Source organism: Maribacter confluentis, from assembly GCF_030505015.1.
GTDB lineage: Bacteria > Bacteroidota > Bacteroidia > Flavobacteriales > Flavobacteriaceae > Maribacter > Maribacter sedimenticola.
Window position 1 is genome coordinate 217,164 of sequence record NZ_JAUKUC010000001.1, and the last position, 24,811, is coordinate 241,974.

Consider the following 24,811-nt stretch of genomic DNA (forward strand, 5'->3'; position numbering starts at 1 on the left):
ATAAAAATTTAACGATATAGATTTCAATTGTTTAACACAACGAAGGGCAATTTTTTAAGGTTATTTTTATTAAATTTAGCTTGCATCAACTTAAAAACAACACTCATAAAAATGTACAGTCAACTACGTTCCACAATTTTACTCTCCGTTTCAATATTTTTTGCCATTTCTTTCTGTTTTTCACAAAATGAAATTCAATTTCCTGTTGAAGTGGGTGTTAAGCCAGAAAGTATAACCAAAGGTTTCAACGGCAATTATTATGTTACTTTAATGAACGGCAAAGATGAAGGTGATGGTTCCGTAGTACAAATTTCTACAGAAGGCGTCACGACCTTTGCCAATGGCTTTAATGAACCAAAAGGAATAGTTTACCTAAATAATCACCTATACTTTTCTGATATTACCCGTATTTGGAAAATTGATGAACAAGGAAACAAAAGTATATTTGTCGATAAAAATGACTTCCCTAAAGAGGTGTTATATTTAAACGATGTGTCCATAAATGCAGATGGCACAGGAATTTATGTAGCCGATATGGGTGCCACCCAATACATGCGCGACAAAGACAATAACCTTTGGCCCCTAGAAAGTGATGAGGCTAAATTAGTACCAGAGCTAGGTCGTATTTATCATATAAATTTAAAAGGCAATATTACTATTGCCCAAGACACGAACCCGTTAATGCTAAACCCAAATGGCGTTGGTGTTGACAATAATGGCGATATCATGGTTGGTGCATTTTTTAAAGGAAATTTCTTAGTAAAACGTAATGGACAACTAACTCCTTTAAAAGGAGAATTTAGAGGTGCAGATGCAGTTGAGCAAGACAGTAAGGGAGATTATTATATCAGTAGTTGGGCTTCTGGTACAGTATGGAAAATAGATGGTACTACAGAAGCGTCTACTGTATTGATTGATAATCTAGAATCTGCTGCAGATTTTTATTTGGAAGAGGAACAAGGTAGATTGCTCTTACCTGATATGATGGCCGGTAAAATCTATTCAGTAAGTATCAATAATTAAAACCATTTGGGCAACCTAATTTTAGACAATCCTAATATGAATAATGAACTAAAATTTACCTTTAAATTAGGTACACGTAATTCATTCTATGACTAATTTATTAAACGAAACTGTACCTATAAAAGTAGTATTAGGTATTGTCATCGTACTATTAAGTGTAGCGTTGTTCATCTTTTACCTATTCTTAAAATCAAATAAGGGTAAAAATAAAGTTGACACTATTACGAAAAAAATTCCACGTAAAACTGATGTTCCTAGCCATACAGATGTACACGGATGGATGGAAAATTCAAAAAAAGCATTATTGCAAATAGACCATTTATCCCAAAACGAAATTAACGCATTAAAGGATGAAATAGCTAAAAGGCAACTGATGTACAGTACCTACACCACTAACCCCATAATTTCCAACAATACGATTAAAAACCTACTGGGTACGTACCATATCATAGGCTTTAATCAAAATGAAGACAAAAGTAGGTATTCAGGATTTCTACACTTAAAACAAACGGGAAATCACAGGGTTCATGCAGAATGGGTAATTGGTGGTGAGCAAACCCAAGTTGGTACTGGTTTTTATAACAATAATATTTTGGTCATTAATTTTTCTTATGAAGGTGATGCATATAAAATATATAAAGGCGTAGTTGTATATAAAGTCTTGAATCAATCTATTTTAAACGGATTTTGGTCAGAGAAACATGCAAGCGATTCTTGGCTAGGAATTGAAGAAGGTAGAAAGTTAGCTGACACAGAAACAATAACAAACCTGGCTACATTAAATTAGTTATTAAACTTCTTATATATAAAATTTTAAGAATTAGTCACGATGGGATTTAAACTGTTTCCACTAATGTTGACCGCATAAAAAAGCCCAACCGAAGTTGGGCTTTTTCTTAATATCAGTTTTCATTTTCATAGCCTACCGGGCGTTTCCACCTTACCGGTGCCGCGGGTTCCGGTTTCATGATAAACTCTTGTGTTTCCAATAGTTTCATGGCTTCTTGAACGGCGCGCTCCAATTGTGGGTCTTTACCGGCCACAATAGAATTTGGGTCTTGTATGACTTCTATATTAGGCGATATTCCTATACCTTCCACATCCCACTCTCCATCATTGTTATAGAATCCGCCACGTGGCGCAACCATACGTCCGCCATCAATAAAACGCGGAGTATCCCAAGTACCTACCAGACCACCCCAAGTTCGGGTTCCTACCAAGGGACCAAGACCTTTCTCCTTAAACATGTAAGGCAGCAAATCACCTCCGGAACCGGCGCGTTCGTTTATGATCATAACCTTAGGTCCCCAAATTCCTGCTATGGGAGAGGTCCAAGGTCTATTATCGTTGGCTTTACTATTGAAATAGCCAAAAGGTTCCCGTGCCATTATATCAATCATATAATCTGCAGCGGAACCACCACCATTGTTTCGCTCATCCAAAATAACCCCTTTTTTATCCTGCTGCGAAAAATAATATTTATTGAAACTTTCAAAACCCGGATTACTGGTATTGGGAATGAATACGTAAGCTAATTTTCCGCCAGATAATTCATCAACCTTTCTTCTATTCCCTTCTACCCAATCAATAAAGCGTAATTGGTATTCATTTTCAACAGGTTTCACGGTCAAACTTCTAGACCCGTTCATTGATGGTGAATTATTCACGGAAATATTGATAGTACGATCGGCGGTCTGTTCCAACAAAGCATATATATTTTGATTTTGAGCCACTGGCTTTCCGTTGATGGCAACTATATAATCGCCTTCTTTAATATCAAGACCGGGCATTGCCAATGGAGCCCTTATGTTAGGATTCCATTTTTCCCCGGTGTAGATTTTCTCAATTCTATAATACCCATCAACCACATTGAAATCGGTACCTAGCAATCCTACGGGAACCTCATTTATTTTGGGCATATCCCCTCCAGATACATAGGAATGCCCAATGGCTACTTCCCCACTAAGTATATCCACTATATAGTTAAGGTCCGTTCTATGCCTTACATGCTTTACCCAAGGTTGGTACCAACTATAAACCTCATTCCACGGTGCCCCATGAACATTGTCCACATATAGGAAATCTCTCATATAACGCCAGCTTTCCTTGAAAATCTGTGCATATTCTGCCGTAGGGTCTATTTTTAATTGTGCCGAAACCGCTATTTTATCATCTGGTTTGGGTGCATCTTTTGTTCCGGTAATGGTCCACCCTGCTTTATGCTTTAAAAGGGTATGTGCACCATCTTTTGAAACTACCATTTGGGTTACCCCATCTTCAAAATCGGTCGCCTTTTCCTTGGCAATGTCATAATTGTGTATTTTTAGCCCACCTTCATTTGGGATGGCTTCGGCAACGAACACCTGCTTTTCCGAACCCGCCTGTAAAAATTGATAGTCACGCGCAGGTAAGTCCAAGGCCACTATCCTATTTTGAATGCCAGAAAATTCTATTTGTACCGGTTTTATGGTTTTCTTAGGTTCATCTTTGTCCTTTTTATCCTTTTTGGATGATGTTTTGGTCTCATCGGACTTAGCTTCGTCTATATCTTCTTCATCGGTCTTTGGAAGATTTGGGGCTTTACCTTGTGCGCTCAACACAAGGGCATAAAGGCTACGGGTAATACTTGGGTCATAGGAGCTCATATCTAACCACCCCGATGCCAGTCCATAATCCGTACTTGCCAAAAAGTAAAGGTATTCACCCGCAACGTCCCACACCGGACTGGTAGCATCTGCTGTACCATCCGTTACCTGCACCGCTTTTCCGCTTTGGGTATCATAAATAAAAACCGCTTTAAAATGACTGTCCAGTTGTTTTTCATAAGTTAACCAACGGCTATCTGGCGACCATACAGGGTTCATGGACCTATTAGGGTGTGCATAACGGTCCGTATCAACCTTATTAACCTTTCCTGTAACAAGGTTTATGGTCCAAATGTTATAATCCGTATCGGTATAGGCAATGAGATTACCGTTGGGCGACCAATCCGGTTTAAAATAAAATGTAGGATTCTCAAGGGGGTATGTTTTCCTGTTTTGCCCAAATTGGTCTGCCACCACCAACTGGTATTCCCCACTTGCATCAGAAAACCATGCAATTTTATTTCCTTTAGGGGACCATATGGGAGACCTATCCGCAACCCCGCTACTCTGAGTAAGGTTTCGCCAGCTACCCGCTTCCTTTGGGAAAGTGAAAATATCGCCACGGTATTCAAAAACGGCACGTTTGCCATTGGGTGAAATATTGGGATTAATTACATTGTTGGCGGTGACCTCTTCCCAACGGGAACGACTAAAATTCAAATCCCCCTTAACACTGATGTTAATTGTTTTGGCCTGCTTGGTGGCAATGTCCAAAATATGTAAACGCCCACCTTGTTCATAGACTAATTGATTTCCTTCGGCATCTAGGCTTTTAACATCAAATTTTTTATGAAAGGTTATTTGTTCCTCAGTTTGGGTAGCGGTATCATAGCTCCAGATATTACTGGTATAATCACGCTCCGATAAATAGTATACTTTTTTTTCTATCCAAACCGGATATAAATGACGTTCTTGATCTAATTGTGGGGTGGTGGTCAACTCATAGGTATTTAAATCTACGATCCAAATGGGCATGGCCTGTCCACCACGGTAATTACGCCACTCCGGGTCCCAAGAAGTGATCGGTGTATATGCTATATGGCTTCCATCTTCAGAGATTTCCCCATAGGCCCCTCTAGGAATTTCCAAAGCCTTGGGCAGACCACCCTCTATGGATACCGTATAGAACTGACTGGTCATGGTAGGTCTTGCTTTTCGTGTAGAACGGAAAAGAATTTCACCATTAGGTGTCCAACCCTGAACCTCGTCTACCGAAGGGTGAAAGGTAAGCCGCTTTGGTGTACCACCTGTTGCGGGAATAACATACACATCATCATTGCCCTCATATTCTGCCGTAAAAGCGATCCATTGCTCGTTTGGCGAATAATGTGGCGCATATTCATAGCCCATACCGCTGGTTAACCGTATGGCATCACCACCGGTAACCGGTGCCTTCCATAGGTCATTTGCGTAAATAAAGACTACTTCGTTCTTAGATAAGGTAGGTTGCCGTAGCAATAATGTTTCTTGGGCAGCCATGCCCCATACCACCAATACTGTGGCGGCTAAAAGGAATTGTTTTTTCATACGGTTTTGTTTAGATGGCAACTTTAGGGTAACATACTACAGCACCCTTCATGATGACTAAAATTAAGGATTAAAAATGGTTGCAATAAACAACTTATGTTAAGATGTTCTTACAAAAGCTTTATAATTACTCGTAGTATTCTTTGGAAAAAAAACGATCTTCGTTATCAACAACTACCAATATAAAACCAATTAATTAAACAGCAGAGCAATCACTATAACAATGATAAAACGGCTACTCATAACATTATTGACTACTGTACTATTATTATCCTGCAAACAGGAACATAAAAATGAGTTCACCCCTAAATCGTTAGCAAATACGACGTTGACTTCTACAGCATCTAATGAAAACCAAAAAATACAATTAGATTCCATTGCCGCATGGATAGATACTACATATCTATACACCAATACAAAGGGAAAACAAATTATTGTACAAAATAGTTTGCCAAAAGGTGGCCATACCCATACTTTTTCCAATGGACAAAAATTTGTCTACGCTATTTTTTGGTCACGTATCATCAATACTACAGAAGCACCTTTTGAACTATCACTTAAAATGCCCAAAACTTCCATTCCGCAGGGAACATCTTTCGACAATACCCTAAACGTACTACTGCCAAATGCTACAATGCGTATTGATAAGGTACCGTTATTTAACTATGGCCTTACAGATTTAGAAGCTGCCCTAGAAAATTCGCTCCAAAAACGAACGTCATTAAAATTGACCATACCACCTAAGGAAACCAAAATATTTTATGTGATTACACTCTTTAGAAAAGGATTGAACGATAAAGTGCGTGCGGGTTTCATCTTTAAGGATAATAAGGCTTGGTACAAGGTCAATTATACAGAAATACCATGTGGGCTGGTTTATCCAGAAAACCTAGTATCAAGGCATTAATAGAGTGGCCATCCATAAGCATTTACTTTAATCTTAAGCTTTTGAAATAGCATATAACACAGTTCTAAAAATCGTAATTATATAATGCAAAAATCCATATTCCCAAATCAACTAGCCGTTACCCTCTAAAATAAACTCAACAATTTTTTGTAATTCAACATCCAAAGAAATATCCGGATAGGTCCTACCAGCCAATCGATACCAATAACCTGCGTTAAATCGGTCTCCCTCTTTTCTATGTAAGTATGCATGCATCCAACTACCCAATTTACTATGAAGTTCCTGTGCAATATCATGTGCGGCCTCCCAATTTTTCTGAGCATCATACCACATTGCCTTTAATGCATCGGGCCAGTCCTTTGGTGGATCGGAAAGTTGTAAAGTGGAATTAAATTCCGAATAGTTTTGTGGCATCATGTTGTTACCCTTTTTACCAATTTACCTACCGTTAATCCCTGCCCTATAATTGAAAAGACAACTACTATATAGGTAATAACCAAAAAAACATCCCTATGCATGGCTTCTGTAAGTCCTAAGGCCAACGCAATGGATATTCCTCCCCTTAACCCGCCCCAAGTCATGACCAAATTGGTTTTGGGAACAAAATCCAACCTTTTCTCAAAAAATTTAATGGGGAGCAACAATGATAAGTACCTACATAGCAATACTAAAGGTATGGCCATTAGACCGGCAATTATGTAATCCGTTTTAAAAGATAGTACCAGCATTTCCATACCTATCAATACAAACAATAATGTGTTCAATAAAATATCCAACAGTTCCCAAAATTTATCCACGTAAGTCTCGGTTGTTGCCGACATGGCAGAATTACGTACCGTATCGTTACCGACCACCAAACCTGCCGCCACCATGGCCAAAGGGGCCGATAAATGAAATTTTTGTGCAATTAGGGTTCCAACCATGACCGTAGCCAAGGTGATAATAACTTCAATGTCATAATCATCTATGGACCTCATTAACTTATAGGTGCCCCAACCCAAGGCAAGGCCCAGTGCCAGACCACCAATGACCTCAACACCAAAAAGCTCTAAAATTTCCAATGGGGAGACCGCTACCTCCGTAGAGGATGCCAATTGAAAAATAGTTAAGAATACCACTACCCCAACTCCATCATTGAACAATGACTCCCCAACGATTTTAGTTTCCAACTGCTTAGGGGCTCCTGCTTTTTTTAATATGCCCAATACGGCAATGGGATCCGTAGGCGATATCAATGAACCGAACAATAAACAATAGATAAAGGCAATATCCATACCCAATATTTGAAGTAGATAATAGACACTGGTGCCTACTAAAAACGTTGACACCAGAACGCCTAAGGTAGAGAATACCAATATAGGCCAACGTTGTACCCTTAACTGTTCAAAATTGGTATGCAATGCTCCTGCAAAAAGTAGAAAACTCAACATGATATCCAACAAAACAGATTTGAAATCTATCTGTGTAATGATATATCTTTCCGCGTTTATCAACGTATCATCTACATAGCCAATAGCAAATACCACTAAAGTAAATACAATGGTTATTAACATTAAGCCAATGCTGTTTGGCAATTTTAAAAAACGGGCATTGATATAGCCAAAAATGGCCGATAAAAATACCAGTACTGAAGTTATCGTAAAAATATCCATATTCATTTTAGGTCAACATGTTTAAAAATTCCTGTTCAGTAATTATGGGTACTCCCAATTTTTCCGCTTTAACTCTTTTGCTCGGTCCCATTTTATCTCCGGCCACCAAGTAGGTAGTTTTTGAGGAAATGGATGAGCCCACTTTACCACCGTTATCCTCAATTTTTTTCTTTAGTTCGTTCCTACCCAATTGTTCAAATACACCGGAAACTACAAAGGTATTGCCTTGCAATATATTTGTCTGGTTTTGTAACTTTTCCGCAGAAATGGACATTTGCACACCATAGCGCCTTAAACGTTCTATGGCATCTAAATTCTTTTCATTGGCAAAAAACTGGATAACACTTTGTGCAATGCGCTCCCCTATTTCATCTACTGCCGTCAGATGTTCCAAAGGCGCTTCCTTGAGCGCATCAATATGTTTATAGGCCTTTGCCAACTTCTTGGCTACGGTTTCACCTACATAGCGAATACCCAAGGCAAACAACACCCGCTCAAAAGGTACTTTTACGGATTCTGCCACACCTTTTATTAAATTCTCCGCTGATTTTTCTGCCATACGTTCCAAGGGCAAAATATCCTCCTTGGTCAATTGATATAAATCTGCATAATCATTGATAAGTCCTTCCTTAAACAATAGCTCTACCGTTTCTCCTCCCAAACCTTCTATATCCATGGCCTTTCTTGAAATAAAATGCTGAATACGACCCGTAATTTGGGGCGGACATCCATACTCGTTTGGACAATAGTGCTTGGCATCACCGGCTGTACGGGTCAATGGTGTTCCGCATTCAGGACATTCATGGATATACTCCGTAGGTTTAGAATCCGCAGGCCTTTTTGTAAAATCTACCGCTATAATCTTAGGGATGATTTCCCCACCTTTTTCAACAAAGACCGTATCGCCCACACGAATATCCAATTTCTCTATCTGGTCCGCATTGTGCAACGAAGCCCTTTTAACGGTAGTTCCTGCCAACAGCACAGGTTCTAAATTGGCTACCGGCGTTATAGCACCCGTACGCCCTACTTGATACGTAATTTCATTTAAAACGGTGAATACTTGTTCCGCCTTAAATTTATAGGCCATGGCCCACCTTGGTGCTTTTGCGGTATACCCTAGTTCCTCTTGATACTGCAGACTATTAACCTTAATGACCACTCCGTCAGTTTCATAGGGCAGTTCATGACGCTTAACATCCCACTCCTCTATAAATGCCATGACCTCAGTGGTAGTCTTACAAAGCTTGGCTACCGTAGGAACCTTAAAACCCCATTCCCTGGCCTTTTCCAACATTTGGAACTGGGTTTCAAAATTTAAATCCTTTCCTACTATACTATATAACAAACAGTCCAATGGTCTTTGGGCCACAATGCTACTATCCTGAAGTTTAAGGCTGCCGGATGCGGTATTTCTAGGATTCATATAAGGCTCCTCGCCTTTGGCAATACGTTCTTCATTCATTTTCAGAAAACCATCAAAAGGCAATACAATTTCCCCCCTAATATCAAATTTTTCAGGATAATCGCCTTTTAATTGTAAGGGTACGGATTTTATGGTCTTGATATTATTGGTGACATCATCTCCCTGAATACCATCACCGCGAGTTACGGCCTTTACCAACTTGCCATTTTCATAGGTGATACTTATTGACGCCCCATCATATTTTAGCTCACACGTAAATGCTACCGTCACATCCCCTAAATTGCGTTGTATTCTTTTTTCCCAATCCTCCAAATCCTCTTTGGAATAAGAATTGTCCAAGGAATACATACGGTGTTCGTGTACCACGGTCTCAAAATTCTTGGTGATCATACCGCCTACCCTTAACGAAGGTGAGCTGGGATCATAGTATTCTGGATGCTTTGCCTCTAGCTCCTGCAACTCCTTAAGTTTCATATCAAATTCAAAATCAGATATGGTAGGATTGTCTAATACATAATAATTATAATTATGCTCCCGTAGTTCTTTTCGTAATTCTAATATTCTCGCTTCCATTTAATTTATAGCTGCTCTTTATTCATCCTATATTGGGTAGGTACAGGTGGCTAACCGTTCATTATTTACAGTAAACGCTCCACATTGACAGTTACCTGATTGATCTTTGAATCTTCTCTATTCTACCATAATCCTTATAACTATCGCCAAATACCATAATACTTTTTATTTTTTTATTCCCTTTAACATTCTGTGATTGCCATAAAGATCCTTTCGTAACTCCACATTCTTAAACTTGTTTTGGACCAACAATTGTTTGGTTTCTTCACCTAAATACTGATTGATTTCCAAATATAAGCTACCATTTTGATTTAAATTCCTTGTTGCAAAATGCACAATGGCCCTATAATATTTTAATGCATCATCATCAGGAACAAAAAGGGCCAAACCAGGCTCATTGCATAAGACATTTTTTTGCATATTAGATTTCTCCTGTTCCCTTACATAGGGCGGATTGGATACGATTATATCAAAACGCTGTACATTATCCGTATGGTAGTCAAAAATATCCGCAAGTTGAAAATCTATCTTAACCCCCTGTACAGCAGCATTTTCTTTGGCAACCAATAAAGCCTTTGGAGATATATCCAAGGCCTTTACGTGAGCATTAGGTAAATTTTTAGCCAAGGAAATTGGAATGCACCCACTACCGGTACCCATATCCAAGATATGTATTTTGGTATCTACACCTGCTTTATCTTCCAAAATCCACCTTACCAATTCCTCGGTCTCGGGCCTAGGTATCAAAACATGTTCGTTGACTTTAAAATCCATATCCATAAAATGGGCAATACCGGTAATATATTGAATAGGTTTTTCCTTCTTTAACTGAGACAAGGCATTGAACAATATCGTTTCCTGATCTTTATCAATAACCAAGTTAGGTTCAAATACCAGAGCAAAACGTTCCAATTTAAAATAATGCGCAGTAAGTATATAAAAAAAGCTGGTAACTTCATCTTTGGAGTAGAGCGTATCGAGCTCTGAATGAAATATGTTCCTTATTTCCCGTAGTAACACAACTATAATATTTTAAGCATGAACACAGGACAGGAATAATGGCCTGTATCTCCCATTCTAGCGTCTATATATTCAAACCCCATTTTCTTATATAGTTTCTGGGCCGCCTTCATGTAAGGCATGGTTTCCAGATAACAAGATTCAAAACCATATTCCTTTGCACGTTCCAAACACGCCCGTATCATATTATGGCCAATTCCCTTACCCCTTGCCGATTCCAGGAAATACATTTTTTGAAGTTCACAAACATTACCCTTGTAATTATCCAATTGGGCTATCCCTGCACAACCTAAAATTGTTCCTTCATGTTCCACAACAAAGTAGGTAGCCCTAGGCATATCATAATGCTGGTACATGTTATCTAAAGATGGGTCTTCATATGCGGTACCTACCTTTGGAACCCCCAAATCTATCAGCACTTGCCTTATCACCTTGGCTACTTGGACATTATCCTCTTTTTTGATTTCCCTGATCACAACATTTTCCATGGCAAAAAGACAATAGGTTTTAAAGTACTATTTTTGATCTGTGAAGATACGTGATATGTGTAAAAAGGTAAAGTTTGATGTCCATTAATAATCCTCAGCCAAATAAAAAAGTACCGCCATCTGTAGATTTACTTACTAATGATGAAATATACATGCTACGGTGCATAGAAATCGCGAAGTACGGCCTTGGCTCTACTGCTCCCAACCCTATGGTAGGTGCAGTCATTGTCCACAACGGAAAGATTATTGGAGAAGGGTTTACCAGTGCATTTGGAGGAAACCATGCAGAAGTAAACGCCATACATTCCGTAAGCGATAAATCCCTATTAAAAGATGCGACAATTTATGTGACCTTAGAACCGTGCTCCCATTTTGGCAAAACACCGCCCTGTGCGGACCTGATCATACAAATGGGCATACCCAAAGTGGTTATAGGTTTAAAGGACCCTCATGAAAAGGTTGCAGGGAATGGTATTAAAAAACTTAAAAATGCAGGATGTATCGTAAAAGTGGGTATTCTGGAACAAGAATGTAAAGATCATCATGCACGTTTTTTGACCAATTGTAATAAGAAAAGGCCTTATATCATCTTAAAATGGGCGGAGACCATAGATGGTTATATAGCACCAGACACGTTACTACGTGGTGATAAAAAAGAACCATTTTGGATTACCAATACCCGATCAAGACAATTAGTGCACAAATGGCGAAGTGAGGAACCTGGTATTCTTGTAGGCACCAATACTGTAATGGCCGATAATCCGCAACTAAATGTTAGGAATTGGACCGGAAAGAACCCTCTACGCATTGTACTTGATCGCGAACTAAAAATACCTTCAACCTATCATATCTTTAATGGAAAACAGCAAACCTTAATTTGTACCCAAGTTGTAGACAGCAAACAATACAACTCCAACGCAAGGTATAAAATCGTCGATTTTGAAGCTAATTTGGCACAGCAACTATGTAAAATCCTGTACGAAGAAAATATTCAAAGCATCATTATTGAAGGTGGTTTGCACACCTTGCAAAGTTTTATAGATGCAAATATTTGGGATGAAGCCAGAATATTTAAGGGAACCAACCGTTTTGGCACTGGCTTGTCCGCTCCAAGGATCAAAGGTTATATAACACAACACTCTCAAATTTTAAACGACCAATTAACCGTATTACATAATGATCAAGAACATTATATTTGACTTTGGCGATATCTTTATTAACTTAAATAAAGAAGCGCCCTTATTGGAAATGGCTAAATTTGGATTTACCGAACTGACTCCAGAACTAGATTCCCTTTTCAAGGAATACGAAATGGGACTTATGGGTTCCGAAGAATTCCTACATCGACTACAATCGGTCTTTACTACGGCCAGCATTCAGCAAATAAAAGCGGCTTGGAATTCTATCATCTTGGATTTTCCAGAGGAGCGTTTACAATTTATTGAACTTTTACGGCAAGAAAACAAGTATAGATTGTTTCTTTTAAGCAACACCAACGACCTTCACATAGAAAAAGTAATAGCATCAATGGGGATGGAACGTTTTCAAAGGTTCAAAATATGCTTTGAAGCATTCTACCTTTCCCAAGAAATTAAGATGCGCAAACCAAATGCGGATATTTTTGAATATGTATTACAAAAAAATGCATTGGTTGCCAATGAAACTTTTTTTGTGGACGACACCAAAGAAAATACGGATAGCGCCGCCAAATTGGGTATGCAATGTTGGAATTTACAAGTAGGCAAAGAGGATATCCAAGAAATTTCAAGGCATCTGTAAATGTTATACCTAGCGTTAAGCATTCTCTTCTCTAGCCTAATTTTTGTTGTTTTTAAATTATATGCCAAATATGGTGTACAGACTCTTTTTGCAATTATTGTAAATTATTTTGTAGCCTGTAGTGTTGGACTTTTTAATTATTCAGGTCCCATTACCTTGGTAGACGTGCCACAAAAAAGTTGGTTCTGGGGCAGCCTATCATTAGGTCTGTTATTCATACTTATATTTAATTTAATGGCGGCTACTTCCCAAAAACTTGGTGTATCCGTAGCATCTGTAGCAACCAAAATGTCTTTGACCATACCGGTTCTTTTTGGTGTATTTTTCTACAAGGAAATTCTTGGCATACTAGAAATCATAGGTATTATCCTTGCGCTATTGGCCGTGTATTTTGCCTCCTTAAAGGAACAAAAAATAAAGGCCAATAAATGGGCATTTGCCCTACCCGTACTTGTATTTCTGGGCTCAGGAGTTATAGACACCAGTATCAAATACGTTCAAGACGCCCATATGCCAGAGGAAGAATATGCCCTATTTTCCGCTACGGTATTTAGTTCGGCAGGGGTTATAGGACTTTTTTACATCTGTTTAAATTCTACCAAAGTACCTTTAAAATTTAATTTTAAAAATATCATTGGCGGTATTTGCTTGGGAATACCCAACTATTTTTCAATTTTTTATTTACTAAAGGCTTTACAGCACCCCACTTGGAACAGCGCATCGGTATTTACGATCAATAATGTGGCCATAGTCATGTTTTCCACCCTTTTAGGAATTATATTGTTCAAAGAAAGACTTACCCCTAAAAATTGGTTAGGCATTGTTTTAGCCGTATGCAGTATTATTATGGTCGCTTTTGGACAACATCTAACAATGCTCATATAAACATTTCAAATTCAAATGGATTCCTATCGTACTATTCTGAAACCTACTTCACCTATCCTTTTCAAAGAACGGAAAAGTAAATTCTTTGGGTATTGTTTTCCGGTGAACGATGAAGAACAGATAAAGCAATATATAGCTTCCTTAAAAAATGAATATCCTACGGCCAACCATGTTTGTTATGCATGGCAAATTGGTACGACTAAAAAAACTTACCGAGCCAATGATGACGGCGAACCCAATAATTCTGCAGGTATGCCAATTTATGGACAGCTACAATCGTATGATGTTACCAACACCCTTGTAGCCGTCGTCCGCATTTTTGGAGGTACAAAACTTGGCGTAGGCGGATTAATTACAGCTTACAAGGAAACTGCCAAGATAGCATTGGAACAAGCACAAATCATTACCAAGATTATAAAACAACAATTTAAAATTGAATTTGAGTATGCTGAAATGGATGTGGTCATGCGTATGATCAAAAAACATCAACTGGAAATTATATCCCAAGACCTACATTTAAAATGTTCAATGGTGATAGCTGTTAAGAAAAGTGATTTTAGACGGACACTGAATCTTTTTAAGACACAACACAAACTAAAAATCAAAACTGACCAATAGAAATCAGTAGTTCAATTTTTTTAACAAAAAATCAGGACACCTAGTAGGTCTTTTTCTCTTTATATCCATAAATACCAGAACAGTATTTGCCGTGGCCAATAGCTCACCCGCCTCATTGGTTATTTCATAATCAAATTCTATTCTAACCACGGGTTTTTTGTTCAATATTACCTTAACGGTAATCAAATCATCGTACAATGCAGGCTTCAAGTAATTGATTGATAAACTAATAACAGGAAGCATAATTCCATCCTCTTCCATTTTTTTGTAGGAAATACCCAACACCCTTAACCACTCTACCCTTGCCATCTCTAAATATTGAGCGTAGTTACCATGATAGACAACGCCCATTTGGTCGGTTTCACTGTATCTTATTCTAAAAGAAATTTGATTTGATCGCATTTATTCGGAGTAAAAAGTATATATTTAAAAGCTCCCCCTATGGGTTGACGAACATGAGAAAAAAAAAGGTCATATTCAATGATAATCAATTTTTTTTTTAAATAAATTGTTCACATATTTGCCCAAGTTGAATGAGAACATTGATTGAATTTTTCAATCGCCTTTAGCTAAATGCTAACCTTAAAAAGTGAAGATTTTATTATGAGTGTTACTGCTAATTCCGTATGGAAAAACTGTTTGGTGTTTATTAAGGATAATATCCAACCGCAGGCATTCAAAACTTGGTTTGAACCCATTAAACCAATTAAGTTAACCGAAAATGCATTAAGTATACAAGTTCCCAGCAAATTCTTTTATGAGTGGCTGGAAGAACATTATGTGAAACTTTTAAAAGTTGCACTGACCAAGGAATTGGGAGAAACCGCAAAGTTGGTCTACATTATACGCATGGAGAATACCTATGGTAACAAAGAACCTTTCACAGAAAAGATTCCAAGTTCCAACAGGGGAGCAATGGCCGCCCAAGAAATGGATGTACCCATTAAGTCTAAAAACCCAGAATTACGCAATCCGTTCGTAATACCAGGTATACGTAACATAAAGATAGAATCCCAGTTAAACCCAAATTATAATTTTGATAATTTCCTGGAAGGGGATTCCAACAGATTGGCAAGATCGGCGGGTATGGCAGTAGCCAACAAACCTGGCGGAACATCCTTTAATCCGTTATTGGTCTTTGGTGGCGTTGGTCTAGGCAAAACACATTTGGCCCATGCCATAGGAGTTGAAATAAAGGATAAATATCCAGAACGTACTGTGCTATATATTTCTGCTGAGAAATTTACACAACAGTATATAGAATCTGTTAAGAAAAATACTAGAAATGATTTTATCCATTTCTATCAGTTAATAGATGTACTGATCATTGATGACGTACAGTTCCTATCTGGAAAATCCGGTACCCAAGATGTATTTTTCCATATATTCAACCATTTGCACCAAAACGGCAAACAGGTAATCCTTACTTCTGACAAAGCTCCTGTAGACATGCAGGATATTGAACAACGATTGCTTTCAAGATTTAAGTGGGGCCTATCTGCAGAATTGCAAAGTCCGGATTATGAGACAAGAATTTCTATCCTTAAGAATAAATTATATAGAGACGGGGTTGAAATTCCAGAAGATATTATTGATTATGTTGCCAAACATATCAAAACAAATATCAGGGAATTAGAAGGCGCAATAATTTCATTGATTGCACAGTCTACCCTGAACAAACGGGAAGTAACAATAGAACTTGCGCAGCAAGTCGTAGAGAAATTCGTGAAGAACACCAAACGAGAAGTATCTATTGATTACATCCAGAAAGTAGTCTCCGATTATTTTGAGATGGATGTTGCTACGCTTCAATCCAAAACGAGAAAGAGGCATATTGTACAAGCAAGACAATTAGCCATGTTCTTTGCAAAAAAATTCACCAAGGCCTCATTGGCAAGTATTGGATCGCAAATTGGCAAAAGAGACCATGCAACCGTTTTGCATGCATGCAAAACAGTGGACAATCTTGCGGAAACAGATAAACAGTTTAGGAAGTACATTGACGACCTTACCAAAAAATTCTCATAATACCCCTGCCCCATGAATGTGTTGATGGTTTGCCTAGGAAATATCTGTAGGTCCCCATTGGCGGAAGGTATACTCCAAAATAAAGTAGCGAACTCCCAAATAAAAGTAGATTCTGCAGGTACTGCCGGTTACCATATAGGCAACCCACCAGACCCAAGATCAATAAAAATAGCTTTTGACCACGGAATAGATATCAGCAAGCAACGATGCCGAAAGTTTTCTATTTCAGATTTTGACCGTTTTGATTTAATCTACGCTATGGACAAAAGTAATTATAGAACTATTATTGCCCAGGCCCGTAATACAGAGGATAGCTCAAAAGTAAGGTTAATTTTAAACGAAATAGATGCTACGGACCGTGAAGTTCCGGATCCTTACTATGATTCCAACGATGGATTTGAGAACGTATTTCAGATGATCGATGAAGCTTGTGAAATAATAGCCGCCAAAATAAATAAATAATATGAGTACACAGCACAGCGAAAAATCTGGAAGTGTTTATTTGATTCCATCTACCTTAGGAGATATGGCCCCTTTAGAGGTGTTACCAATTTCCATAAAGCAAACAATAGAGCGGTTAGATCATTATATTGTAGAAAACGAAAAAACCGCTCGCCATTTTATTAAAAAGATAAGTCCAAGAAAATCCCAGCCATCACTTAAATTATCCTTATTAAACAAGTTTACTGAACAACAAGAAATACCTACATTCCTAAACCCCTGTTTAGAAGGTTTTGATATTGGTATCCTTTCAGAGGCCGGTTGCCCCGGTATTGCAGACCCGGGTGCAGCGGTAGTCAAAATCGCACATGAAAAAAATCTACAGGTAGTACCCTTGGTAGGCCCTTCATCCATATTATTGGCATTAATGGCAAGTGGCATGAACGGCCAAAATTTCGCCTTTAACGGCTATTTACCCATTGATGGAGCCGAACGCAAAAAACATATTAAAACCTTGGAACGAAAAAGCAAGGAGGAAAATCAATCGCAAATATTTATTGAAACGCCCTACCGCAATAATAAAATGTTAGAAGAACTGATTAAGACATTGGCCCCAAGTACAAGAATTTGCGTTGCCGCAGATATTACTTTGCCTACGGAATATATTAAAACCAAAACGGCTATAAATTGGAAAAGGGAACATGTAGATTTACATAAACGACCTGCAATCTTTATTATTCAAGCATAAAAAAACCTTGACAAAACAATGCCAAGGTTTCCCATTTTCATATCTACTTAAACTTTTAAATTCTAGGGTTTCTTTTTGGTGAAACTATAGAAATATCATAACCTGAAAACTTTTTCATATAATTAGATATACTTGTACCATATCCGTCCTTTATGTCCATTCTTCCTTGTGACCTTAAGAAGATCTTTACATTTCCTGGACCCGCTAGATGCGCAGCGGCCAATATTCCGGATTCCGTAATCTCAATTCCCCGCATTTTCATTCCTACAAAACGCTTTATATCTTTACGTAAAATCCACTTATTACGTGAAATATTAACATAGAACGCACGTTCCTGCAATTCCGGATTGCGTAAAAAATGATTGCCGTCATAGATGCCTACAAGTGCCAATGTCCCTAAACCAAATTGATATTTTCCTAAATATCCGTAAGTATTGGTAACAAAATAATTTCCTTGAGATTCTTTAAAGGCCAAGGCTTCCTTAAATCCTATAAACTGACTGCCAATATAGGGAGGTCTAATTTTATAACCGGGTAAAGATGTTTCGTCCTGAGGAAACGAAACTAAAGTAGGTTCTTTCATTTTAAGCTGATCCGGAACACTAACCTTTAATGTTTTAAACCCGTAACCAGATAAAATAAACATCATAACAAGAGGACAACTTATCAATATCCATCTTTTCATAGTATCTATTTCTTAAGACCTACGGCGACTACTATTTGCCTGCTTAAATTTCAAAGACAAAGGTAGAATGGAAATTTATGTAGAATGAGAAGGTTCTGTTAAAACTATCAAGATTTAGTTAACAAGTGCTAAAATTCAGGTAATTTACCTATCTTTTGATTTTACGGGAGTTTATCCACCGGATGTATTGTGCTTTATTTCGGTTATGTTGCGCCAAACTTTCCGCGAACATATGATACCCAAATTTTTCAACATTGGCTACAAAGTAATAATAATTGTGTTTTTCCGAATTTAAAACAGCATCCACTGCAGTAATGTCCGGCATGGCAATTGGTCCAGGAGGCAAACCTAAATACTTGTAGGTATTATATGGAGAATCCAATTCCAGGTCTTTATATAGCACACGTTTAATAACCGTATCAAAATTTCCCGTTTCTTTTTTTATGGCATAGATTACGGTTGGATCTGCTTGTAACAACATATTTTTTCTTATTCTGTTCAAGTAAACTCCCGCAACCCGTGGCCGCTCATCTACTTTTGCAGTTTCCTTATGTACTATGGAAGCCAATGCCATAACTTCGTTTGGAGATAACCCCAAAGCATTTGCCTTATCCTTACGTTCCTTGGTCCAAAAACGTTGATATTCCTTCAGCATTCTATCCCTAAATCTTGTAGCAGATGTATTCCAGAAAAATTCATAACTGTTTGGAATATATACCGCTAATTTATTGGCATCATTAAAACCATTTTCATCTAAAAAAGCTTTATCCTCAAATGCTGCCAACAATGCCATACTATCCGCCTCTATCTGTGCCGCTATCCTACCTGCCAAATCCTGTAGGGTCTCTTGATTATTAAATGAAACCTTCACCGGTAAGTTGCCGCTTCTTAGGGAGTTTACCAGCTCATTATTATTCATGCCCTTTTTAAGCCTGTATTTACCCGCTTTAATATTCTGTAGATATCCTTTCTTGTCCGCTGCAGATTTAAATGATTCCCAATTGTCTATATAAGGTGTCAATTGTTCTTTCAATAAATCTATTGAAGAATCGGTAGGAATGTACACATAAGCTTCTTTCGTTTCAAAACTGGTATTGGGCGTAAAAAAAGTACTATAAAGAATATAGGCAAATATTGCTCCACCAATTAATCCCAATACTGCTACCCCTAAAATAATTCGCTTAATGTTCATTACGTATTCAATTTTTGCAATAAAATTTCATTCTTGTATGTACTCCCCACACGTACCCAATCTTTTTTTACACCTACGGGAATGAATCCTAATTTTTGGAACAAATGCATACTTGCCATATTATCTTCCAATATATTGGCATATACCTGCCGTAAACCCAACACCTGAAACACATAATTACACAATAAACTTATGGCTTCTGCCCCAACACCTTTATTACGCAGTGCCTCATCATGAATAACTATTCCGAGACCTGCCCGCTTATGGTTGGGGTCAAAATCAAATAGATCGATCAATCCAATTGTCTTATGTTCAAGATTGCTGATTACCAAACGCAATTGTTTTACATCATAAATATCCCTATGGGCATTGTCCAAATACAGCTGTAGCACATCTTTGGAATAAGGTGTAACCGTGCCACTTATTTCCCAGACCAAGGTATTGTTTTCCAATTCATATAGGAAATTCAGGTCCTTTTGTTCCAAGGCCCTTAAATACACAATATTTCCTTTTAATGTTACCACTCCATTTCGCCTTTAAATACTTGTTTAGCCGCTCCTTTTAAATAAATATCAGTGTAAGAGCCATTATTATATTTAAAATCAACATATAAATTACCGCCCAATGCATTTATCGCAATTTGGTTGGTACTAGTCTTTCCTAAATGGTGCATTGCCAAGGCTACCGCAGTAACCCCGGTACCACAAGATAGTGTCTCATCTTCTACACCACGTTCATAAGTGCGTATATTAAATCCGTTCGTTGTATTTGCTTCAACAAAATTAATATTACTTCCTTTCTCTCCATACACCCCGTACCGTAAACGAGCTCCTTCTTTTTTTACATCATATTGCTTTAGACCTTCCACCATTTGCACATGGTGTGGCGAGCCTGTATTCATAAATAAGGCGTTGGACTTTTCCTTTATTTCACTAACATCCTGCATTTTTAAACTTACCATGCCCCCCTGTATTAGTGCCTTATGGGGCCCATCTATGGCCATAAACTCCATTTCATCATCAACTATACCTAAAAAATGGGCAAAAGCCACAATACATCTTCCGCCGTTACCGCACATGGTACTTTCATTACCATCCGCATTAAAATATACCATCCTAAAATCTGTGTCATCATCATTTTCCAATAAAATGAGGCCATCTGCACCTATTCCAAACCGTCGATCACATAAATGCGCGACCAAGGTGTTATCCGTATGGAAAAAGTCCCCGTTTCGGTTATCGATCATGACAAAATCGTTCCCTGTACCCTGATATTTATAAAATGTATTTTTCATATTATTTTAAAGTGACAAATATACCACATAATTAAGTTGCAAAGAGTAGTTAAAAAGTAGTTAAACGCTTATAAATACTCATAAAAACCAGTAATTTTACAGGTAGTTTGCTAAATTTAAATAGATTATGAAAAAAATAGCTAGTCTTCTTCTTGTAGCAGTTTTTGCAGGTGCAATTACCTTAGTGGGATATAAATTTTTCATCGAGAAAGAAAACTTTACCATTATTACCCAAACTAGTGAGAATGGTTTTGTCAATACGAGCTATACACCCACTTCCGCAAAAGGAGCGGGTATAAATGAAGTGGATTTTACCACAGCTGCAGAAAATACGGTCAACGCTGTAGTTCACGTGGCCAATATTACCCTCAGGAAAAGCCCCACCACCATATTTGATATTTTCTATGGGCATGGCGGTAGTACCGTTCCCCAAATTGGAACGGGATCAGGAGTCATTATTTCATCTGACGGATATATAGTTACAAACAATCATGTCATTTCCAAAGCAAATCAGTTACAGGTTACCTTGAACAATAATAAAACCTATGATGCGGAATTGATTGGAACAGATCCCAATTCAGATATAGCCTTATTAAAAATAGATGCAAAGGAAAAACTTCCTTATTTGGCATTTGCGGACTCTGACCAGACTAAGATTGGGGAATGGGTCCTTGCCGTTGGCAATCCGTTTAACCTTACCTCTACGGTAACTGCAGGTATCGTTAGTGCCAAAGCGCGTAATTTGGGCAAGCACCAATCCTTTATCCAAACGGATGCCGCGGTAAACCCTGGAAATTCCGGTGGTGCATTGGTAAATACAAATGGTGACCTGGTGGGCATCAATACAGCAATATCATCCCAAACTGGTTCATATATAGGATATTCCTTTGCAGTGCCCAGTAATATTGCCAAAAAGGTAGTTCAGGATATCCTGGAATATGGTAATGTACAAAAAGGATTTATGGGTATTAGTCCCGCTCCTGTAAATACACGTGATGCCATTGAAAAAGGAATCAATAATATAGATGGTGTATATATTGAACGTATAGAGCCTGAATCCGCTGCAGAAGAGGCAGGTATGAAAATTGGGGATATTATTAAAAAAGTGGACGAAATTACCGTACACAAATATCCCGACCTAACCGGATATCTTTCTACCAAACGACCTGGCGACACCTTAAATGTTGTTATCGACAGGGATAAGGAACTTATGGAATTGCCGCTAACACTAAAAGAACGGCAACAGTTGGTAGTTCCAGAAATGGGTCTTGAAGTCAGAAACCTGACCGAACATGACAAGAAAGTGTATAGGACCAAAACCGGGGTTAAGATTATTGGTGTGCCCGAACGGTATAGAGGATATGGTTTGTCCGAAAAAGTAATCATAAAAGTAGATGAGGTAGAAATTGGGAATATTGACGATGCATACAATGCATTTGGCGCTATTTCAAAATATGATAAAACGGTCATTACCATGTTGGGATCCAATGGTGAACGAGATCGATTGATTTTCCAATAGTAAACTTCTAAAAATTAAAGCCTTCGCAATAACGAAGGCTTTTTTAATAATAATTCACATTAAAAGCTTTTAATTTTCATAATTTCGCAAAAAACAACAAAAAATCCATCAACTGATTATGGTTCCAACCACCACGTATGAGAAGGAATTGGCCTTTCAGGCCGATCGAAGAAAGGCGACAACAGAATTCATAAAAATTGTAAGTGACCTATGGTATGATAAATCGATAGAAATTGTTCTGTTCAAGAACCAAGTAATCGATAAAAATGTAAGTGACATTATTCATTTGCATGAATATGCAGGTGAGTTTGTCCAGAAACCAATATCAATTTTTGATTCCGTAGAAATTTTACGCGCAATATCAAGTATTCCTTTACCTCCTGCCAAATTGGACATTGGTAAACTAACCTATGAATTTCACTCTGACGATAATACATTTGACAATGTAAAGGAATTTGTGTTCGATAAATTAAAAACCGCACAGAACTACAAAACTATAGAACCAAAGGATGTTGTGCTTTATGGTTTTGGCAGAATTGGCAGATTAGTTGCCAGAGAATTGATGTCCAAAACCGGTAAAGGAAACCAAATGCGGTTAAGGGCCATTGTGGTTAGAGGAAAGGATACTAGCGAAAATCTTGAAAAAAGAGCCAGTTTATTACGTACCGATTCCGTACACGGAATATTTAACGGTACCGTAAATACCGATCATGAAAACCAAAAATTAATCATTAACGGCACAACGGTCCATGTAATCTATGCGAATGCACCGGAAGAAATAGATTATACAGCATACGGAATCTCCAATGCCCTAATCATTGATAATACAGGGGCCTTGAGAACTAAGGAACAGCTAGAAAGGCATTTAAAGGCCAAGGGAGCAGAAAAAGTATTACTTACCGCTCCCGGTAAAGGAATAGCCAATATTGTACATGGTGTCAATCATTTAGAATATGATCCTGATAGCGCCCAATTATTTTCAGCAGCATCCTGCACCACAAATGCAATCAGTCCTATCCTAAAAGTTATTGAAGAAACCTTAGGTATAAAGCATGGACATTTGGAAACCATTCATGCATATACCAATGATCAGAACTTGGTGGATAACATGCACAGTAAATATCGTAGAGGTAGGGCCGCAGCATTAAACATGGTAATTACGGAGACCGGTGCCGGAGAGGCGGTTGCCAAGGCTTTACCCTCCCTTCAAGGCAAGCTGACTTCAAATGCCATTAGAGTGCCCGTACCAAACGGTTCCTTGGCCATTTTAAATATAGAAGTTGACCAAAAAACCTCCTTGGAAGGTATCAATACCATGATCAAAAAATATGCTTTGGAAGGAGATTTGGTAGAGCAGATAAAATATTCGCTCAACAAAGAACTTGTATCTAGCGACATCATTAGCACTTCTGCTCCATCTATATATGACAGTTGCGCTACCATAGTTTCAGATACAGGAAAAAAAATAGTACTTTACATATGGTATGATAATGAATACGGTTACTCGCATCAAGTCATACGATTAGCTAAATATATTGCCAAAGTGCGCCGCTTTACCTATTACTAATTTTAAGAAAAAACATCTTTTTTTTAATACGCTACGTACATTAATAAAGGCTTATAACCTTTGCCCTTTTTTTTTTCTAAATTGACTTTAATAAATTACTTTAGCCCACTCTAAATCATTTTTTTTTAATACAAGAACCTATTACATGAAATTCAATAGAATACTATTAGTTCTGGCATTCCTACTTGTTGCAAACCTACAATATGCACAAGAAATTGAAGAAGATGACAAACTATCTTTAGATGAAGGACCCATTAGCAATCAGTTCGACTATATATCCAAACGCTCCGGTAATTACAGGGCAGATGGAGTCAGGTACGAGGTCGTCAAGGAATCCAACTTATTCAAGATACGTAAAAACGTATTGGATTCCATCGCTGCTATGAACAAGAAAACGAGTGAACTTAAGGCTACAATATCCGAACATGAGACCACCATTAGTTCTTTGAATAAAAAGTTGGAAGAAACCACTACTAACCTAGTGGCGGTAACAGAAGAAAAGGATAGCATGTCATTTATTGGTATTCCGGTATCAAAAGGAACCTACAATTTTATATTATGGACCATTATTGGAGGGTTGTTCCTGTTACTGGGCTTATTTATTTATAAATTTAGAAACAGTAACATCCTAACTCAAGAGGCAAAACAGAATTTATCCGAACTTGAGGTAGAATATGAAGATCATCGAAGAAGGGCACTGGAACGAGAGCAAAAGATCAGTAGGCAGCTTCAAGATGAAATCAATAAACAGAAAAAAACGAAATAAATACACAAGCTCCTTACCAAGGAGCTTT

24 protein-coding genes are annotated in these 24,811 nt (G+C 37.9%); 13 read left to right on the forward strand and 11 right to left on the reverse strand.

Translation table 11 applies throughout. From position 1 onward, the window contains the following. Positions 1-111: 111 nt before the first annotated feature. Both Q2T41_RS01105 and Q2T41_RS01110 read left to right on the forward strand, forming a co-directional pair. Positions 112-1,023: an NHL repeat-containing protein gene (locus Q2T41_RS01105; RefSeq protein ID WP_304434393.1), complete on the forward strand. Its 912-nt coding sequence runs from the start codon at positions 112-114 to the stop codon at positions 1,021-1,023. 88 nt (positions 1,024-1,111) lie between these two features. Beyond that, the gene (locus Q2T41_RS01110) at positions 1,112-1,810 is read left to right on the forward strand and encodes a hypothetical protein (protein WP_304434395.1); all 699 of its coding nucleotides are present in this window, start codon (positions 1,112-1,114) and stop codon (positions 1,808-1,810) included. Between the two features lie 115 nt (positions 1,811-1,925). On the opposite strand, the gene Q2T41_RS01115 is transcribed toward Q2T41_RS01110, so the two are convergent. Beyond that, positions 1,926-5,195, reverse strand: coding sequence for a S41 family peptidase (locus Q2T41_RS01115; protein ID WP_304434397.1), 3,270 nt, complete (start codon positions 5,193-5,195; stop codon positions 1,926-1,928). A gap of 223 nt (positions 5,196-5,418) precedes the next feature. On the opposite strand from Q2T41_RS01115, the gene Q2T41_RS01120 reads away from it, so the two are divergent. Then, positions 5,419-6,102: a hypothetical protein gene (locus Q2T41_RS01120; RefSeq protein WP_304434399.1), complete on the forward strand. Its 684-nt coding sequence runs from the start codon at positions 5,419-5,421 to the stop codon at positions 6,100-6,102. A 111-nt stretch (positions 6,103-6,213) separates the two neighbouring features. On the opposite strand, the gene Q2T41_RS01125 is transcribed toward Q2T41_RS01120, so the two are convergent. From Q2T41_RS01125 to Q2T41_RS01145, 5 genes are all read right to left on the reverse strand, one after another. Further along, a complete protein-coding gene (locus Q2T41_RS01125) occupies positions 6,214-6,519 on the reverse strand; it encodes a hypothetical protein (protein WP_304434401.1) in 306 nt (101 codons plus the stop codon). Beyond that, positions 6,516-7,754, reverse strand: coding sequence for a cation:proton antiporter (locus Q2T41_RS01130; protein ID WP_089260598.1), 1,239 nt, complete (start codon positions 7,752-7,754; stop codon positions 6,516-6,518). The genes Q2T41_RS01125 and Q2T41_RS01130 overlap by 4 nt, the downstream gene beginning before the upstream one ends. 7 nt (positions 7,755-7,761) lie before the next feature. Further along, on the reverse strand, positions 7,762-9,753 hold the full coding sequence (ligA, locus tag Q2T41_RS01135) for an NAD-dependent DNA ligase LigA (RefSeq protein ID WP_304434403.1): 1,992 nt from the start codon (positions 9,751-9,753) through the stop codon (positions 7,762-7,764). A 165-nt stretch (positions 9,754-9,918) separates the two neighbouring features. Continuing rightward, positions 9,919-10,773: a peptide chain release factor N(5)-glutamine methyltransferase gene (gene prmC, locus Q2T41_RS01140; RefSeq protein ID WP_304434405.1), complete on the reverse strand. Its 855-nt coding sequence runs from the start codon at positions 10,771-10,773 to the stop codon at positions 9,919-9,921. 2 nt (positions 10,774-10,775) lie between these two features. Continuing rightward, positions 10,776-11,261 (reverse strand): GNAT family N-acetyltransferase, encoded by a 486-nt coding sequence (locus Q2T41_RS01145; protein ID WP_304434406.1) that lies wholly within the window; start codon positions 11,259-11,261, stop codon positions 10,776-10,778. 152 nt (positions 11,262-11,413) lie between these two features. Here Q2T41_RS01145 and ribD point away from each other — a divergent pair, with 152 nt between their 5' ends. Genes ribD through Q2T41_RS01165 form a run of 4 tightly spaced genes read left to right on the forward strand, consistent with a single transcriptional unit; the run spans position 11,414 to position 14,543 of the window. Continuing rightward, positions 11,414-12,460, forward strand: a complete 1,047-nt coding sequence (gene ribD, locus Q2T41_RS01150; RefSeq protein WP_379921830.1) for a bifunctional diaminohydroxyphosphoribosylaminopyrimidine deaminase/5-amino-6-(5-phosphoribosylamino)uracil reductase RibD — start codon at positions 11,414-11,416, stop codon at positions 12,458-12,460. Next, positions 12,438-13,040 carry an HAD family hydrolase gene (locus tag Q2T41_RS01155; protein WP_304434409.1) on the forward strand — a complete coding sequence of 201 codons (603 nt, stop codon included), beginning with the start codon at positions 12,438-12,440 and terminating at the stop codon, positions 13,038-13,040. Before ribD ends, Q2T41_RS01155 begins: the two co-directional genes overlap by 23 nt. Further along, positions 13,041-13,925 (forward strand): GRP family sugar transporter, encoded by an 885-nt coding sequence (locus Q2T41_RS01160; protein WP_304434411.1) that lies wholly within the window; start codon positions 13,041-13,043, stop codon positions 13,923-13,925. Positions 13,926-13,940: 15 nt separating this feature from the next. Next, a complete protein-coding gene (locus tag Q2T41_RS01165; RefSeq protein ID WP_304434413.1) occupies positions 13,941-14,543 on the forward strand; it encodes an IMPACT family protein in 603 nt (200 codons plus the stop codon). A 3-nt stretch (positions 14,544-14,546) separates the two neighbouring features. Here Q2T41_RS01165 and Q2T41_RS01170 read toward each other — a convergent pair whose 3' ends face one another. Then, positions 14,547-14,945 carry an acyl-CoA thioesterase gene (locus Q2T41_RS01170; protein ID WP_304434415.1) on the reverse strand — a complete coding sequence of 133 codons (399 nt, stop codon included), beginning with the start codon at positions 14,943-14,945 and terminating at the stop codon, positions 14,547-14,549. Between the two features lie 201 nt (positions 14,946-15,146). Here Q2T41_RS01170 and dnaA point away from each other — a divergent pair, with 201 nt between their 5' ends. From dnaA to Q2T41_RS01185, 3 genes are read left to right on the forward strand one after another with little or no spacing between them, the layout of a single operon-like run. Beyond that, positions 15,147-16,571: a chromosomal replication initiator protein DnaA gene (gene dnaA / locus Q2T41_RS01175; RefSeq protein ID WP_089260596.1), complete on the forward strand. Its 1,425-nt coding sequence runs from the start codon at positions 15,147-15,149 to the stop codon at positions 16,569-16,571. Positions 16,572-16,583: 12 nt separating this feature from the next. Then, positions 16,584-17,033 carry a low molecular weight protein-tyrosine-phosphatase gene (locus tag Q2T41_RS01180; protein WP_304434417.1) on the forward strand — a complete coding sequence of 150 codons (450 nt, stop codon included), beginning with the start codon at positions 16,584-16,586 and terminating at the stop codon, positions 17,031-17,033. Between the two features lies 1 nt (position 17,034). Beyond that, positions 17,035-17,760: an SAM-dependent methyltransferase gene (locus Q2T41_RS01185; RefSeq protein ID WP_304434419.1), complete on the forward strand. Its 726-nt coding sequence runs from the start codon at positions 17,035-17,037 to the stop codon at positions 17,758-17,760. A gap of 55 nt (positions 17,761-17,815) precedes the next feature. On the opposite strand, the gene Q2T41_RS01190 is transcribed toward Q2T41_RS01185, so the two are convergent. The 4 genes from Q2T41_RS01190 to dapF form a co-directional block, all read right to left on the reverse strand. Continuing rightward, positions 17,816-18,445, reverse strand: coding sequence for a hypothetical protein (locus tag Q2T41_RS01190; protein ID WP_304434421.1), 630 nt, complete (start codon positions 18,443-18,445; stop codon positions 17,816-17,818). Positions 18,446-18,593: 148 nt separating this feature from the next. After that, positions 18,594-19,637, reverse strand: a complete 1,044-nt coding sequence (gene mltG / locus Q2T41_RS01195) for an endolytic transglycosylase MltG (protein ID WP_304434423.1) — start codon at positions 19,635-19,637, stop codon at positions 18,594-18,596. Then, positions 19,637-20,161: a GNAT family N-acetyltransferase gene (locus Q2T41_RS01200; RefSeq protein ID WP_304434425.1), complete on the reverse strand. Its 525-nt coding sequence runs from the start codon at positions 20,159-20,161 to the stop codon at positions 19,637-19,639. The genes mltG and Q2T41_RS01200 overlap by 1 nt, the downstream gene beginning before the upstream one ends. Then, positions 20,155-20,931 (reverse strand): diaminopimelate epimerase, encoded by a 777-nt coding sequence (gene dapF / locus Q2T41_RS01205; RefSeq protein WP_304434427.1) that lies wholly within the window; start codon positions 20,929-20,931, stop codon positions 20,155-20,157. The genes Q2T41_RS01200 and dapF overlap by 7 nt, the downstream gene beginning before the upstream one ends. 127 nt (positions 20,932-21,058) lie before the next feature. On the opposite strand from dapF, the gene Q2T41_RS01210 reads away from it, so the two are divergent. The 3 genes from Q2T41_RS01210 to Q2T41_RS01220 all read left to right on the forward strand — a co-directional run bounded on the left by Q2T41_RS01210 (position 21,059) and on the right by Q2T41_RS01220 (position 24,783). Next, on the forward strand, positions 21,059-22,450 hold the full coding sequence (locus Q2T41_RS01210) for a S1C family serine protease (protein WP_089260176.1): 1,392 nt from the start codon (positions 21,059-21,061) through the stop codon (positions 22,448-22,450). Positions 22,451-22,568: 118 nt separating this feature from the next. Next, positions 22,569-24,017 carry a glyceraldehyde-3-phosphate dehydrogenase gene (locus Q2T41_RS01215; RefSeq protein ID WP_304434431.1) on the forward strand — a complete coding sequence of 483 codons (1,449 nt, stop codon included), beginning with the start codon at positions 22,569-22,571 and terminating at the stop codon, positions 24,015-24,017. A 145-nt stretch (positions 24,018-24,162) separates the two neighbouring features. Continuing rightward, on the forward strand, positions 24,163-24,783 hold the full coding sequence (locus tag Q2T41_RS01220) for a tRNA (guanine-N1)-methyltransferase (protein WP_304434432.1): 621 nt from the start codon (positions 24,163-24,165) through the stop codon (positions 24,781-24,783). The last annotated feature ends 28 nt before the right edge of the window (positions 24,784-24,811 follow it).

Excerpts from the sequence above, each read along its gene's own strand:
- Q2T41_RS01210 (WP_089260176.1), top strand. The coding sequence starts at position 21,059 with ATGAAAAAAATAGCTAGTCTTCTTCTTGTAGCAGTTTTTGCAGGTGCA.
- Q2T41_RS01220 (WP_304434432.1), top strand. The coding sequence starts at position 24,163 with ATGAAATTCAATAGAATACTATTAGTTCTGGCATTCCTACTTGTTGCA.
- ligA (WP_304434403.1), bottom strand. The coding sequence starts at position 9,753 with ATGGAAGCGAGAATATTAGAATTACGAAAAGAACTACGGGAGCATAAT.
- ribD (WP_379921830.1), top strand. The coding sequence starts at position 11,414 with ATGCTACGGTGCATAGAAATCGCGAAGTACGGCCTTGGCTCTACTGCT.
- Q2T41_RS01170 (WP_304434415.1), bottom strand. The coding sequence starts at position 14,945 with ATGCGATCAAATCAAATTTCTTTTAGAATAAGATACAGTGAAACCGAC.
- mltG (WP_304434423.1), bottom strand. The coding sequence starts at position 19,637 with ATGAACATTAAGCGAATTATTTTAGGGGTAGCAGTATTGGGATTAATT.
- Q2T41_RS01115 (WP_304434397.1), bottom strand. The coding sequence starts at position 5,195 with ATGAAAAAACAATTCCTTTTAGCCGCCACAGTATTGGTGGTATGGGGC.
- Q2T41_RS01125 (WP_304434401.1), bottom strand. The coding sequence starts at position 6,519 with ATGATGCCACAAAACTATTCGGAATTTAATTCCACTTTACAACTTTCC.
- Q2T41_RS01185 (WP_304434419.1), top strand. The coding sequence starts at position 17,035 with ATGAGTACACAGCACAGCGAAAAATCTGGAAGTGTTTATTTGATTCCA.
- Q2T41_RS01105 (WP_304434393.1), top strand. The coding sequence starts at position 112 with ATGTACAGTCAACTACGTTCCACAATTTTACTCTCCGTTTCAATATTT.
- Q2T41_RS01120 (WP_304434399.1), top strand. The coding sequence starts at position 5,419 with ATGATAAAACGGCTACTCATAACATTATTGACTACTGTACTATTATTA.
- dapF (WP_304434427.1), bottom strand. The coding sequence starts at position 20,931 with ATGAAAAATACATTTTATAAATATCAGGGTACAGGGAACGATTTTGTC.
- Q2T41_RS01180 (WP_304434417.1), top strand. The coding sequence starts at position 16,584 with ATGAATGTGTTGATGGTTTGCCTAGGAAATATCTGTAGGTCCCCATTG.
- Q2T41_RS01145 (WP_304434406.1), bottom strand. The coding sequence starts at position 11,261 with ATGGAAAATGTTGTGATCAGGGAAATCAAAAAAGAGGATAATGTCCAA.
- Q2T41_RS01155 (WP_304434409.1), top strand. The coding sequence starts at position 12,438 with ATGATCAAGAACATTATATTTGACTTTGGCGATATCTTTATTAACTTA.
- Q2T41_RS01130 (WP_089260598.1), bottom strand. The coding sequence starts at position 7,754 with ATGGATATTTTTACGATAACTTCAGTACTGGTATTTTTATCGGCCATT.
- Q2T41_RS01160 (WP_304434411.1), top strand. The coding sequence starts at position 13,041 with ATGTTATACCTAGCGTTAAGCATTCTCTTCTCTAGCCTAATTTTTGTT.
- Q2T41_RS01190 (WP_304434421.1), bottom strand. The coding sequence starts at position 18,445 with ATGAAAAGATGGATATTGATAAGTTGTCCTCTTGTTATGATGTTTATT.
- Q2T41_RS01165 (WP_304434413.1), top strand. The coding sequence starts at position 13,941 with ATGGATTCCTATCGTACTATTCTGAAACCTACTTCACCTATCCTTTTC.
- Q2T41_RS01110 (WP_304434395.1), top strand. The coding sequence starts at position 1,112 with ATGACTAATTTATTAAACGAAACTGTACCTATAAAAGTAGTATTAGGT.
- dnaA (WP_089260596.1), top strand. The coding sequence starts at position 15,147 with ATGAGTGTTACTGCTAATTCCGTATGGAAAAACTGTTTGGTGTTTATT.
- Q2T41_RS01215 (WP_304434431.1), top strand. The coding sequence starts at position 22,569 with ATGGTTCCAACCACCACGTATGAGAAGGAATTGGCCTTTCAGGCCGAT.